The sequence below is a fragment of the Isosphaeraceae bacterium EP7 genome, from assembly GCA_038400315.1.
Lineage (GTDB): Bacteria > Planctomycetota > Planctomycetia > Isosphaerales > Isosphaeraceae > EP7.
In genome coordinates this window covers 4,226,404-4,238,781 of sequence record CP151667.1, presented here as the reverse complement: position 1 = coordinate 4,238,781, position 12,378 = coordinate 4,226,404, and the positions used below count along the sequence as shown (strand labels likewise).

Annotated in this window: 9 protein-coding genes; 5 read left to right on the top strand and 4 right to left on the bottom strand. The window is 70.1% G+C overall.

Features of this window, described 5'->3' with window-relative positions; genetic code table 11:
• Positions 1 to 31: 31 nt before the first annotated feature.
• Positions 32 to 967, top strand: coding sequence for a DUF1559 family PulG-like putative transporter (locus EP7_RS16405; protein ID WP_463522578.1), 936 nt, complete (start codon positions 32 to 34; stop codon positions 965 to 967).
• Between the two features lie 76 nt (positions 968 to 1,043).
• Here the strand turns inward: EP7_RS16405 and EP7_RS16400 are convergent, their stop codons facing one another.
• Positions 1,044 to 1,592 carry a glycine cleavage system transcriptional repressor gene (locus tag EP7_RS16400; protein ID WP_463522576.1) on the bottom strand — a complete coding sequence of 183 codons (549 nt, stop codon included), beginning with the start codon at positions 1,590 to 1,592 and terminating at the stop codon, positions 1,044 to 1,046.
• 495 nt (positions 1,593 to 2,087) lie between these two features.
• On the opposite strand from EP7_RS16400, the gene EP7_RS16395 reads away from it, so the two are divergent.
• Complete coding sequence (locus EP7_RS16395; protein WP_463522574.1) at positions 2,088 to 3,368, top strand: hypothetical protein; 1,281 nt, start codon at positions 2,088 to 2,090, stop codon at positions 3,366 to 3,368.
• Between the two features lie 280 nt (positions 3,369 to 3,648).
• Here EP7_RS16395 and EP7_RS16390 read toward each other — a convergent pair whose 3' ends face one another.
• Both EP7_RS16390 and EP7_RS16385 read right to left on the bottom strand, forming a co-directional pair.
• Positions 3,649 to 4,179 carry a hypothetical protein gene (locus EP7_RS16390; protein WP_463522572.1) on the bottom strand — a complete coding sequence of 177 codons (531 nt, stop codon included), beginning with the start codon at positions 4,177 to 4,179 and terminating at the stop codon, positions 3,649 to 3,651.
• 29 nt (positions 4,180 to 4,208) lie between these two features.
• Positions 4,209 to 4,838, bottom strand: a complete 630-nt coding sequence (locus tag EP7_RS16385; protein WP_463522570.1) for a hypothetical protein — start codon at positions 4,836 to 4,838, stop codon at positions 4,209 to 4,211.
• A 380-nt stretch (positions 4,839 to 5,218) separates the two neighbouring features.
• On the opposite strand from EP7_RS16385, the gene der reads away from it, so the two are divergent.
• Complete coding sequence (der, locus tag EP7_RS16380; RefSeq protein ID WP_463522568.1) at positions 5,219 to 6,739, top strand: ribosome biogenesis GTPase Der; 1,521 nt, start codon at positions 5,219 to 5,221, stop codon at positions 6,737 to 6,739.
• Position 6,740: 1 nt separating this feature from the next.
• Here der and EP7_RS16375 read toward each other — a convergent pair whose 3' ends face one another.
• The gene (locus EP7_RS16375; protein ID WP_463522566.1) at positions 6,741 to 7,658 is read right to left on the bottom strand and encodes an ExbD/TolR family protein; all 918 of its coding nucleotides are present in this window, start codon (positions 7,656 to 7,658) and stop codon (positions 6,741 to 6,743) included.
• Positions 7,659 to 7,819: 161 nt separating this feature from the next.
• Here EP7_RS16375 and EP7_RS16370 point away from each other — a divergent pair, with 161 nt between their 5' ends.
• Both EP7_RS16370 and EP7_RS16365 read left to right on the top strand, forming a co-directional pair.
• Positions 7,820 to 8,593 (top strand): alpha/beta fold hydrolase, encoded by a 774-nt coding sequence (locus EP7_RS16370; RefSeq protein ID WP_463522564.1) that lies wholly within the window; start codon positions 7,820 to 7,822, stop codon positions 8,591 to 8,593.
• Complete coding sequence (locus EP7_RS16365) at positions 8,590 to 12,294, top strand: CHAT domain-containing protein (protein ID WP_463522562.1); 3,705 nt, start codon at positions 8,590 to 8,592, stop codon at positions 12,292 to 12,294. The genes EP7_RS16370 and EP7_RS16365 overlap by 4 nt, the downstream gene beginning before the upstream one ends.
• The last annotated feature ends 84 nt before the right edge of the window (positions 12,295 to 12,378 follow it).

Here is a 12,378-nt window from a genome sequence, read left to right as displayed (position 1 = left end):
TCCAACTCGACCGGCCAACCCGAGGTCATCCATGCGACGACGAGTGAACGGATTCACGTTGATCGAGGCGATGGTCGCGGCCCTCATCATCGGTGTATTGATCGCGATCCTGCTGCCCGCGGTCCAGGCGGCACGCGAGGCGGCTAGGCGGGCCAGCTGTATGCAGAATCTCCGTCAGTTGGGCATCGCCCTGTCGTCATACGAAACCGCGCTGAGCTCGATGCCGTTCGCGGGCAATATCAACGGTTTCTCGGCCCACTCAATGATGCTCCCGTTCTGCGAGCAGACGGCCTTGTACCACTCGATCAATTTCAACGTGAACCCCTATTCGTCGCAGAACAGGACCGTCGGATCCACGTCGCTCTCCATCTTCGCCTGCCCTTCGGACTCCGCCGCTCGTGGCCCGGGCGGACCCGCCAGCTATCCCGTGTGCATCGGCTTCGGTGCCCAGAGGAATTCGGTGCCCGAGGCCTCGAGCAACGGCATCTTCGTGAACGGCTTCGAACAGCCCATCCGGATCGCCGGCATCGCGGATGGCATGTCCAATACCGTGGCGATGTCCGAATGGCTGGTCAGCCCGCCCCCGACCGCGCCCGATCCTGAGCCCAAGCGGCAGGTCTACATCACGCCGATGATCCGAGGGCCCGAGAAGTTTGACGCATTCATCGCCGCCTGCCTCGGCAGCACGGCGCTCGCGGAGCGCGAGGCCAAGGGCCTCAAATGGCTCGAAGGGCAGTTGAGCATGACAGTCTACAACCACAACATCACGCCGAATGGGAAGACGTGCTCCAACGACGGGTATGCCCAGGAGGGTGCCTACACCGCCGGTAGCCTCCACGGGACCTCGTCGAACTGCCTGTTCGCGGACGGTCACGTCGTGTCGGCAAGAGAAACGATCTCGATCGAGGTGTGGAGGGCCCTCTCGACGAGGAGCGGTGGTGAGATCGTGTCCGCCGGATCCTACTAACTAGAAGGGCCCAGGCCTCGGGCTTCGGCTGGCTAGAGGGGGGGAATCCAGTGTTTAGGTGACCTGCCCTCGCCCGTCAATCCTCATCGACCTCATCCTCCGACGCAGGCGCGACGTCGATTTCCAGGTTCATCCGCCAGCCGATCTCCTTGAGGCCGTCGGTCCAGGCTTCGTCGACATCGGGGGGGACGAGGACGAGGGCTCTCATGGAGAAGAGGGGGACTCCGCTGGTGGGGGCGGGGGCGGACTCGGAGTCCATTTCCTCGATGCTGATTCCGTGGGCGGCCAGGTGGCGGGAGACTTCGTGGATGATGCCCTCGTTGTCGGCCCCGTCGACTTCGATCCGGTAGGGGTTCCAGCCTTCGTGCGCGGAGTCGGCGGGCATGGCGGCGGGGGCGACGGAGAGCTTGTAGCCCTGGGCCTTCAGGCCGTCGAAATCGGCCTCGGTCACGTCGCCCTTGCCCGCGGGGGTCGCGACGAGCATCAGGACGGCGAACTCGCCGCCGAGACGCGCCATGCGGCTGGCCTCCACGTTGCCGCCCTTCTCGAGCACCAGGCGGGTCACTTCCTCGACGATCCCGATCCGGTCGGGCCCGGCCAGGGTCAGCACGAAATTGCGGGGCATGGAACACTCCAAAGCGGTCGGATCGCTTTCAGGGCGGGCGGAGACCACCGCGCGTCGCGGACGACTGCGAGCCTATCCACGCCCAAGGGAGGTCGCAAGGCTCGAATGGACGGAACGGATGAGGGCCATTGAGGATTGGGCGGGGTCAGCCGGAGTTGATGATTGGGCGGGGCTCGACGGGACATGCCTTTTCGGCCGCGTGCCCCGTCGCTCCCCGCGGCTAAGGTCTGGACTGCCCTGGACACGGAGGGTGCCGGGCGCGATTTCGGCCCGTTCAGGCCCGGACGCGGGCGGGATTTTGCCGGGCCGAGATGGGGGTCCGGAATTCTTTTCCGAATTTGTCGATTTTCTTGGGGCATTATCTCCCGCTTAGGGGATATTCTTGAGGAGAGGCCCCAAGGACTGGCGCGAAGTCGCGCGGTCCGGGCCCTTCGCCGATGTCGGCGAGGCTTGCACACCTCCTGAATCCGCACCCCAAGGAAGCGACGCAGCACCATGGGAAACTCCGAGAGCAGCCAGCGCCGGATCGACGCCAATCGCCGCAACGCGCAGAAGAGCACCGGGCCCAGGACCGAGGAGGGCAAGGCGCGGTCTCGGCGCAATAGCCTGATCCACGGGCTGGCCGGCGCCGGGGTGGTGGTCCCCGAGGACGAGGCGCAGGCCGCCCGCGAGCGGGGCGAGCAGTTGGTCTCGTCGCTGCGGCCGATGAACGCGTTCGAGCTGGGGCTGGTCGAGACGATTGCGATCGAGAGCGTGCGGATCGACCGCTGCCGGATCGAGGAGCGGCTGGTGCGGGATGTCCGGGCTCGGCGGGCCGGGGCGTGCTGGCTCGACGAGCGGAAGGCCGAGGCGGCGAAGCTGGGGAAGACTCTGGCGGGGTGCCCTGATGAGGTGGCGCCCAAGCTGTCGACGAGTTCGGCCGGGTGCGACTGGATGCTGGTCCGCTGGCAGGCGCTGGGCAAGGTGCTGGAAAAAACGGGGGATTGGAGCGAACCGCAGCGGTCGCTGGCGATGGACCTGATGGGGGTTTCCGCCGAGGTCCGCGAGATGGACAACCCGCTCGATCCATCCGACGGCGATGCCCTGATGTCCCACTTGCGGGAGCTGGTCGAATCGGAGATTGACGGGCTGCTGATGCGCCGTGAAGAGGCGCTCGACGCGATTGATGATGACCTGCGCGAGGCGACGTCGATGGGCCTGATCGCCGTCGATGACCCGACGCTGGTCCTGCTTCGTCGGTACGAGACGGCCAGCTTCCGCCGACAGCGGTGGGCGCTGGACATGCTGCACAAGGGGCGCCAGAAGCCGGCCCCGATCCCGGTGATGACGCACGATTATGTTGAGCGTCCCCGGCAGGTCTCCTCCGTCTGGTGCGCGCCCGACCCGGTCCCGCACCCGGAATCTCCCGCCCCCAACCCCGATCCCGGCGCCCCCACGCCCGATTCCGATCGGACGCATGATCGGGGCGACCACGCATCAAGCAACGGCCATTCCCTGCCCGCCGGGGCTGTTCCTCGCTCCGAACGAAGCCACGACGCTTTGCGGATGCAACGCGCCGAACGAAGCCAACGCGGGGGGTCGGGCCAACTCGCCGGGCGGACCCATCTCGCGGGCCGATTGCTCTTGCTGGCCCGCTCGCTTGCCGGGCCGGGTGCGGTCGCGCGGACCTTGATGCGGGCGGTCAGGCCCCGCCGGCGGCTGGCCCGGCCTTCGGCGGTGGTGACCCGGACGGTTCGCCCGGAATTGCTCCGCATTGTCGCCCTGCCGGCTGCCTGAAGTCGGGCCGGTATCCTGGAAATGTGCCGATCTTTAACAATCCGGTTGGATCGAGGGGTTTCCACGCACTGGCCGCGCGGTTCCCGCCTGAACGTCGCGTCCCCAACGGTCTGCCGGGAAAACGGAGACAGGCACCTGCGCTTCGCTGCGGAGCCAGTCCCTGTTTTCCCTCGTCGCGCGGTCGGGCGATGCGGCGGGCTTGCGCGTGGAGTGTGTCCGGGGATCGGGGGTCGATTGACTCATGCCCATGCTTTGCAAGAACATGGCACCGGGAGACGAGCTACAGGACCTTGCCCAGGAGGATGAGGACGACCCAGGCGGCGGGCCAGGTGAGGATCAGCCAGACGGCGGTCTTGTGGGTCCAGTTGTATTCCGGGGGCTGCTCCTTGCGGGAGAGCCAGCCGAGGGCGATCGAGGCGAGGATGGGGAAGACGCCGAGGAAGGCGACGTCGGAGACGCGGGTGGTACGGAGACGCGCGGGGACGACCAGGATGGTCAGGCAGATCCAGTAGACGCCGACCAGGATCCAGGCGTTCTCGGCCCAGGTGGCCCTGGGACGCTCGGAGTCGGGGGTCTCGTCGTCGTCGATGTCGTCGGGGGGCTTGCGGCGGTTGGCCGCCATGACGATGGGCCCGCTCATGGCCAGGCCGAGCCAGAGGTATTCCAGGCCGATGGCCGCGGCGACGGGAAACGGGGTCGTGGGGGCCTCGGGCCAGAACGCGCGGACGAGGAGCGAGGCCAGGCCGTAGCCCACGACCAGGGCCGCCGTGTCGAGCAGCCGGAAGCGGCGAGGCGGGGCGGGTTCGGTCATGCTCGGGCCTCCGGTGTCTTGGCGCACGCTCAGCCGCTGAGGACGGCCAGGCACGAGGCGCACTGGAACGGCCAGGCGACCGCGAGGAACAGGCCGAGGCGATTCGTCCAGGGGGGGCCGGCCGTCAGCGAGGCCCGCTCGGGGCTGACGTTGGACCAGTTCAACACGACCGCGGCCAGGGCGACCACACACGCCAGGCCCAGGGACCAGGAAAGACCGATCGCGGCGAGGCTGACATCGGAATGCGCGTGACCCGCGAAGGGGGCGAAGATGACCCAGGGAGCACCGAGCATGCCCCAGAGCAAATCGCCAAGCTTGGGATATCCAGAAACCCGGCGGACCCGGCGCCTGATCCAGAGTAGGAACGGGCCCGAGGCGGTGACCGAGATCAGGACGAAGACGGGGCCGAGGATGAGCCAGGTGACGCCGAGGATTCCGCCATCCAACTGCGGCCGGAGGTGGGCCGAAGCGACGGCCGCCCCGACGACGAACGCCGCCAGGTCGGGCATGGTCAGGTCATTGCCGGGGATGACGGCCGGTGCCGGTTCCGGGGTCTCGGCGGGGGAGAGTGCCCCACGCGCGGCGAGCCCGTCCATCAGGGCGCGGCGGTCGTCCGGGGAAAGGGAACCCAACAGGGCAATCCGATCGCCCTCATTCATGGATGTCAGCAAATCCAGACGCCCCGGGGTGGGGAGCCCCTTGAAAATGTCGGTGGCCTCGAAAATCGCGGAGGAGCCCTCAAAGCTTGCTCCTGATGCCGGATCGGTCGGTTGCTCTGGGACCATATCATCAATCACGCTGTTGCCCTCGGATGGATTCCTTTATAATAAACCTTGTGTCGTGCGCCGATCGTCGTGAGACGAAGCGGGGCCCGGCCGCCCTGGGTGAAATTGACCCAGGTCGGGCCGGGGACGGGGCCAGGCGGCCGCTCTCGTTGCGGCCGTTCCGGGATAGGACGGGGCCCTACGTCGACCGTTCCAGTGGATTGGCGTCGCCGGACCCTGCGGGGTCGGGATACGACGCCCGGAGTTCGTTCCTCATGGCATTGCCCAAAGTGGTGATCGTCGGCCGCCCCAACGTGGGCAAATCGTCCCTCATGAACTGGCTCGCGGGCCGCCGGATCGCGATCGTCGACGACGTCGCGGGCGTGACCCGAGACCGGGTCGGGACCCTGGCCCAGGTCGGCGAGGACGCCAACGCCCGGTTCTTCGAGCTGATCGACACCGGCGGGATCGGCATGGTCGACCGCGACGACCTGAGCGCGCACGTCGACAGCCAGATCGAGACGGCCCTGAACGAGGCCGACCTGATCCTCTTCGTCGTCGACGTCCGCGACGGCCGGATGCCGCTCGACGAGGAGGTGGCCGAGCGCCTGCGGCCCCTGAGCACGCCGGTCATCCTGGTGATTAACAAGGCCGATACCGAGGAGTTCGACAGCCGAGGCGGCGACTTCTACAAGCTCGGCCGCGGCAAGCCGGTGTACATCTCCGTGGAGCAGAGGCGCAACAAGCGGCTGCTGGAGAAGATGATCGCCGAGCGGTTGCCGACCGGCGACGACTTCCGGCCGCGCGAGTCGGTGATGAAGATCGCGGCTGTCGGCCGGCCCAACACGGGCAAGTCGACCTTCATCAACACCCTGGCCCACGCCGAGCGGATGATCGTCTCGGAGGTCGCCGGCACCACCCGCGACTCCGTCGACGTCCGGTTCGAGTTGGACGGCCTGCCGTTCACCGCGATCGACACGGCGGGCATCCGCCGCAAGGCGAAGATCCGCGACGACCTGGACTTCTACAGCGTGCACCGGGCCGAGCGTTCGATCCGCCGCGCCGACGTGGTCCTGCTGTTCCTGGACCCGACGCAGGGGATCTCGCGGCTGGACAAGCAGCTTGCCGACTACATCGCCAAGCAGTTCAAGCCGTGCATCTTCGTGTTCAACAAGTGGGACCTGGTGATGTCCGACCCTGCCGGCCGGATCGAGAACGCCACCGGCCGCGCGGCGGGGGCCGTGCAGGCCTCGTTCCGCAACATGACGTACATGCCCATGGCGTTCATCACCGCCAAGACGGGCAAGAACGTGAAAGCGCTCTTGAACCTTGCTCAGTCGATGTTCAAGCAGGCCAACGGCCGGGTGGGCACCGGCATGCTCAACCGGATCGTCCGCGAGGCCCTGGAGGCGCACCCGCCGACCGGCAAGGACAGCAAGTTCCCCAGGGTCTACTACGCCACCCAGGTCGGCTCGGCCCCGCCGACGATCGTCCTGTTCGTCAACCGGCCGTCCCTGTTCGAGCCGACCTACCAGCGCTACCTGCTCAACGCCTTCCGCGAGCGGCTGCCGTTCCAGGACATCCCGATCAAGCTCTACCTCAGGGCGAGGTCGCAGACCGAGGTCGGCGACAGCGGCCGCCGCGAGACTGCCGTCTCCGACCCCAGGGTCGACTACGGCAGCCGCATGGGCCGCGACGACATCGACAGCTTCGATGACGACTTCGACGACGAGGGGGCCGACATGGGCATGCTCAACCACGAGATCAACGAGCTGCTCGCCGAGACCGAGGACTGACCTACTTCCCGGCCGGAGCGGGCTCCGGGGCCGTCTCGCGCAGGGCATAGAACCCATAAGCTTTGCCCAGCATGACGACGGTCCCGGCCAGGGCATTCTTCCCCTCGGTGAAGAGCCTGCCCTCGAAATCCTGCTCGGCCCGGGGGTACTTGACGCGGAAGCTGACCTTCTGGGGCGACTCCCGCGAGACCTCCCCCTCGACCGGGTAGACCGTCCCGTTCAGGTCCGAGGCGAACCGGCCAGAGACCTCGCCCTCGGGCCCGACCTTCAGCTCCAGCGAGCCGGTCCACTGGCCGTCGGCATTCAGGCGGTAAACCCCGCCGAAGTCGCCCGGGATCACCGCCCGGCCCGCCGAGGGCTTGCCCGGCTCGGGCGCGGCGGGCAGCGGGTTGGACTCGGGGATGAACAGTTGTGCGTCCCCGAGGGCGATCAGCCGCGGGCCTCCCTCGCCCTCGGCCGAGAACCTGAGGTCGCCCCCCTGCCCCGAGGGCACGACCTGGCCGGCGTCGAGGTCGAACTCGAAGCCGTCGAAGAGCATCAGGTCCTGGGCATGGGCCTGGCGGGTGGTCGACTCGCCGGCGGCGAAGGCGTCGAACCGCTCGATGATCAGGACCGGGATCGGCTCGCCGCCGCCGGCCCGCTTCTTCAACGCAGGGGCGACCAGCAGCCGGGCCATCCCCTTCTCGTTGCTCCTGGCCACGAGCAGAGGTGACCTTGAGCCGGCCAGCACGGCCGGAAGCCGCGCGATCGCCGACATGGTGAGCGGCCCCGGCGCCGGCTTCGCCTCGCCCGCGACCCGCTCGAGGACCTTGCCGTCGAGCCGGCCGAAGTCGTCGGCCCTGGCCGTGGAGCCGGCCGCCGCCAGGCCGAGCAAGGCCAGTGCGGACAGGAGTTGCATCTGAGATCGAGCTGCGAGCATGCGATTGACCTGGGTTTGGGTTCGGGGATGCTCAACGATGGTCGACCGGCTCGCGATTCTCAAGGGTGCAAGGTCACCTGTCTCGACGTTGACCGGGCCCGATGAGGTGGCCTAGAATCCGTGGAGCCAGGACGCAGGACGCCGATTGGGGGCCATCGACGATGCTCGCTTATGACGACCAGGGGGCCGGGCCGGCCGTCGTGCTCTTGCACGGATATCCTTTCGACCGAACAACCTGGAGCGACCAGGTCGAGGCCCTGGCGGGAGACTACCGCCTGATCACGCCCGACCTCCCCGGCCACGGCCGGTCGCCGGCGATCCCGGGCACCCTGACGATCGACGAGATGGCCGAAGAGGTCGTGGCGCTCATCGAGTCGCTTCAACTGCCGGCCCCGCCCGTCGTGGGCGGGCTGTCGATGGGCGGGTATGTGGCCCTGGCGATCGCCGAGAACAACCCCGAGCTCGTCCGGGCCCTGCTCCTGCTGAACACGCGGGCGGGCATCGATTCGCCTTCGACGGCCAGGGGTCGCAAGGAGCTGGCGACGATGGTCGAAGAGGCCGGTAGCCCCGAGCTTGCGGTCAGGGCCTCCCTGCCCAAACTCTTCGCGCCGGCCACCTATCAGGCGAAACCCGAGCTGGTCGAGCGGATGGGCCGGGTGATGCGAGGGGCGTCCGCCGAGGGGGTGGCGGCGGCGGCCCGGGGGATGGCCGTCAGGCCGGATCGGACCGACTTCCTCGGCTCGATCAAGGTCCCGACCCTGGTGCTTGCCGGCGAGGAAGACCAGCTCATCCCCCTGGAGGAGTCGCGGACGATGGCCGCCGCGATCCCCGGCGCCAGGTTCGTGGTGGTGCCGGGGGCCGGTCATCTGGCCCCGCTGGAGCAGCCCGAACGGACCAATGCCGCCTTGCGCGAGTTCCTCGGCGGGCTGGCATGAGCCGAAGCCCCGGGCCGGCCTGGCTCGCGGCCATGCTCGCCCTCCTGACGGCGACGGGCTGCCCGTTCGACGATCCCGCGCGGCCCGCTCGCCCCCGGAAATCGGCCGCAACGGCGGAACTCGGGACGGTTTCGCTCCGAAGGCCCGACGGCCAGGCAACCCCCGCGGTCGAGTTCGCCTGGGCCGAGGGGATGGGCCTCAGGGCGGGAACCTTGCGGTTGGTGGTCCGGTTCCTCGACGGGCGATTCGCCGTCTACATGCCCGACCGGTCGGACCGGCCGACCTTCGTCTCGCCGGCCGAGACGGGGGCCAGGGCCCTGGGAGTGAGCCCCGGCGGCCGGGTCGTCACCGGCGACCTGGCCGGCCTGGTCCTCTGGGACGTCTCGGGCGAATCGACGCAGCCGATAGCCAGGCTCGACTGCGGTGCCGTCTCGGCGCTGGCCTGCTCGCCCGACGTAGACGGAGACGTGATCGCTGGCCTCGACGACGGCCGGCTCCTCCGCGTCACGACCACCCCCGACGGACGGATCGCGGGCCCCTCGGGCGAGCAGAAGCCGGCCTCACTTTCCCCCGGGCTGAGGCCCACGTCGATCGCGTTCGATGCAGGTGGCGCGAGCTTGCTCGTCCGCCGCGCCGGGGGAAGCGTCGAGCGGCATCGCCGCGACCTCTCGGGGCAGGGAGTCAACCTCGGGGCGGCGATCGCGGTGGCGACGGCGGGCGGAAAGTCTCCTTCGGCCGGCCTGGCACGACTGGCCGAAGGGCCGGTCGTCTCGATCGAGCGGGTCGTCGGCGGCCCGGCGCTGCGGCTCTCGGTTGCGGACGCAGCCGGCACGATCGCGTTCGTGGGCACCGCCGGCGAGCGTTCGGTGATGGTCCCCATCGTCGGCGGGGTGCTCCTGATTCCGGCCGAAGTTTCGCCGAGTTCGCTCGCGTCGCGTGCCCGGTTTCTCGCCGCGTCCGAGCCCCTGGATCGCTGGACTGCGGCCTCGACCTCGCCCGATGGCGGGCGGATCGGTCTGGCCAGGGCGTCGGGGCGGATCGAGCTGATTCCGACGGCATCGGCGCTCCGGCGGGCTGTTTCCTGGTCACTGGAAGATGCCGCCGACCTGGCCTTCCAGCCCGACCGTCGCCTCTACCGGCGCCGCGGATCTTCGGCTGAGCTCGACCTGCCCACGGCGCTGGCGGCCCGATACGAGTCGCTCGTCGACCGGGTCGACCGGGGCGAGGGCGACGACCTGTCCGGGCCGCTCCTCCACCTGGAGGCGGACCCGGGCATGACACCGCTGGCTGCGGCCGAGGTCCTGACGCTGAGGGCGACGATCGAGCGGCGGCAAGGGCGCCCGACCGCGACGGTCGTGGAGTCGGTCCGCCGGGCCTCGGCGGCATTCGGCCGGCGCGAGCGGCTCGACCGCCAGGCCGAGATGGAATTCTGGCTCGCCGTCGAGCTGGCCCCCGGCCTGGATGGGGGCGACGGGATCGACGCGGCCGAGGCCCGCGACCACGCGCGGCTGGCCGCCGAGTTGGCATCTCGATCGAGCCCGCCGATGCCCCGGCTCCGTGTCCTGTCCGAGGCCCTGGGCGGCTGGATCGCGTCGGTCGAGGGCGAGGGGGGGCCGGCCGGCCCGGTCGTGGCGACCCTCGGCCCGTCGATCCGGTCCGACCCGGTCCTGCGGATGGTCCCGGAGCTGGACCGGATTGTCGCGGCGCTGGCCGCTGGCCGCGAGGACTGGCCGACCGCCGAGGCGGCCGACGCCCGGGTCCTGGCGAGGGTCGACCGGGCCGGCCGCCCTGGCCTCTGGCGCGAGGCGGCCCTGGGAAGGCTGACTGCGCTGGCAGCCCTGGGTCGCTGGCGAGACGGGGTCGACCTCGCCGGAGTCTCGCTCGCCGATGAGCCCGCCTGGGATCTCCGGCGGGCAACCTTCCTGGCACGTGCCGGCCATCTCGCGGACGCGGGGCCCTGGCACGCGGCGGTCGCCCCTCACATCAGGGCCAGGCGGCTGGCGGCCGAGGAAGTCGGCAAGGCGACCGACCCCTCACAGGTCCCTGAGCTGTCCCGCGTACTTAACGAGCTGGACGGGATCGCCGCCGCGCACCGGTCCGCGGGGCGCCCCTGGCTCGCGGCCGAGGCCGACCTGGAACGCGCCGAGATCCTGGAACGCGCCGGGCAGCCCGACGCGGCGGCCGACCTGCTCTCGGACCTGAGGCGGCGGCTGGCGGACCGCGCCCTGAAGGGGACCGGCGGCGAGGCCTCGCGGCCGATCCTCGGGGCCGACGGCCGGATTGCCCGAGGGACCGCACGCTGCAAGCTCGCCACCGGCAGGCCCGAGGAAGCCCTCGCCGCGCTCGACCGCGCCGACCGACGACGATGGGGCGATCGAGTCGGCCGTTCACTCGCCTCGGCCTCGATGGCGTTCCTGCCCGAGTCGGGCCGCCCGCAGGCCGAGCGGCGGCTCGTCGCCTGGCTGGGCGGGGAAACTGAGGCCGAGGAACCCCCTGCCGGGATCGAAGCCGACGGCGCCCGACTCGACCTCGAAGGGCCGGCGAAGGGGGTCGACGTCGAGGGGCTCAAGCTCCGCACCGGCGAGGCGGTGCTGGTCTATGCGGCTGCCGGCCCCGAGTCGCTCGTCGGCTTCCTGATCCGGCCGGGCCTGGGGGTCGAGGCCAGGCGCGTGCCGGTCACGCGGACCCTCCTGCGCAGGGCGGTCGAGGCCTGGCGCTCGGAGCTGGGCGATTCCGGGCGAGGCCTACGCGTCTCCGAGCCAGGCCGGGCCGACGCCCTGATCGGACTCCTGCCCGAGCCGGATCGGCCCAGCACCCCCTCGGGCATGCCCCCCCCGCCGCAGGCCCAGGACTGGGGGACGTTCCTCGACGACGTCCTGATCCGCCCCTTCGGTCCCGCCTTCAATGGCGTTGAACGGCTCCTGATCGTCCCCGGCGACGCGACGTCGGCCGTCGCCTTCGAGGTCATCGGCCGCGACCGGCCGCTCGGCGAGCGGTTCGGGCTGAGGTATGCCCCCTCGCTGACCCTGATCCGCAGGCAGCGGGCCGAGCACCCGCCGCGCGGCACGGGACTGCTCATCGTCGCCAGCCCCGAGGACACTCCCCGAGGCCTGTCCCGGCGAGGTTGGGCCGACCCGTTCATCCATGCCGAGCTCGCCGAGGTGATCCGCGCGCTGACACGCCCCGTCGTCCTGCACGCCGGCCCGGACGCGGGCCCTCGCCGGCTCCTGAGTTCCGAAGTGGCGCACGCCCGGTCGATCCAGGTCTCGGCCCTGGCCGTGCTCGACCCGTCGCGCACGCCGTCGGGCGAGCCCGAGTTGCTGCTCAGGCCCGGCGATCCCCCCCCTTGCCGCGTCGACGGCCGGGTCTCGGCGGGCGACCTGCTGAGGGTCCCGCTCTCCGCCGAGGTGCTGGCGATGGCGGTCGGCGACCCCGACGACCGGGGTGCGGTGACACCCGCGGCGCTCCGCGACCTGGCGCGGGCCGGTCTCTCGGCCGGAGCCTCGACCGTCTTGCTAAGCCTCTGGGATCCGCCGACCGAATCGTCGGCCATCCTGCTGTCTGAATTCCATCGTGGGGTGGCCCGCGGCGATTCGCCCGCCCGCGCCCTGGAGGCCGCCCGCAGGCTGGTTGCACGCAATCCCGAGTTCCAGGATCCGGTTCATTGGGCCTGTTTCGTGCTGTATGACGCCGCACCCTGAGCCTCGAATGCCCGCGGCTTCGCCAACGGGCACGTCGAGAAAACGTGTCCAAATGTTCCCGCATCAGTGGGCCGACGCTTGCAT

Bases quoted from the DNA above. Each gene is read 5' to 3' on its own strand.
- EP7_RS16405 (WP_463522578.1), top strand. From the start codon at position 32: ATGCGACGACGAGTGAACGGATTCACGTTGATCGAGGCGATGGTCGCG.
- EP7_RS16400 (WP_463522576.1), bottom strand. From the start codon at position 1,592: ATGCCCCGCAATTTCGTGCTGACCCTGGCCGGGCCCGACCGGATCGGG.
- EP7_RS16395 (WP_463522574.1), top strand. From the start codon at position 2,088: ATGGGAAACTCCGAGAGCAGCCAGCGCCGGATCGACGCCAATCGCCGC.
- EP7_RS16390 (WP_463522572.1), bottom strand. From the start codon at position 4,179: ATGACCGAACCCGCCCCGCCTCGCCGCTTCCGGCTGCTCGACACGGCG.
- EP7_RS16385 (WP_463522570.1), bottom strand. From the start codon at position 4,838: ATGAATGAGGGCGATCGGATTGCCCTGTTGGGTTCCCTTTCCCCGGAC.
- der (WP_463522568.1), top strand. From the start codon at position 5,219: ATGGCATTGCCCAAAGTGGTGATCGTCGGCCGCCCCAACGTGGGCAAA.
- EP7_RS16375 (WP_463522566.1), bottom strand. From the start codon at position 7,658: ATGCTCGCAGCTCGATCTCAGATGCAACTCCTGTCCGCACTGGCCTTG.
- EP7_RS16370 (WP_463522564.1), top strand. From the start codon at position 7,820: ATGCTCGCTTATGACGACCAGGGGGCCGGGCCGGCCGTCGTGCTCTTG.
- EP7_RS16365 (WP_463522562.1), top strand. From the start codon at position 8,590: ATGAGCCGAAGCCCCGGGCCGGCCTGGCTCGCGGCCATGCTCGCCCTC.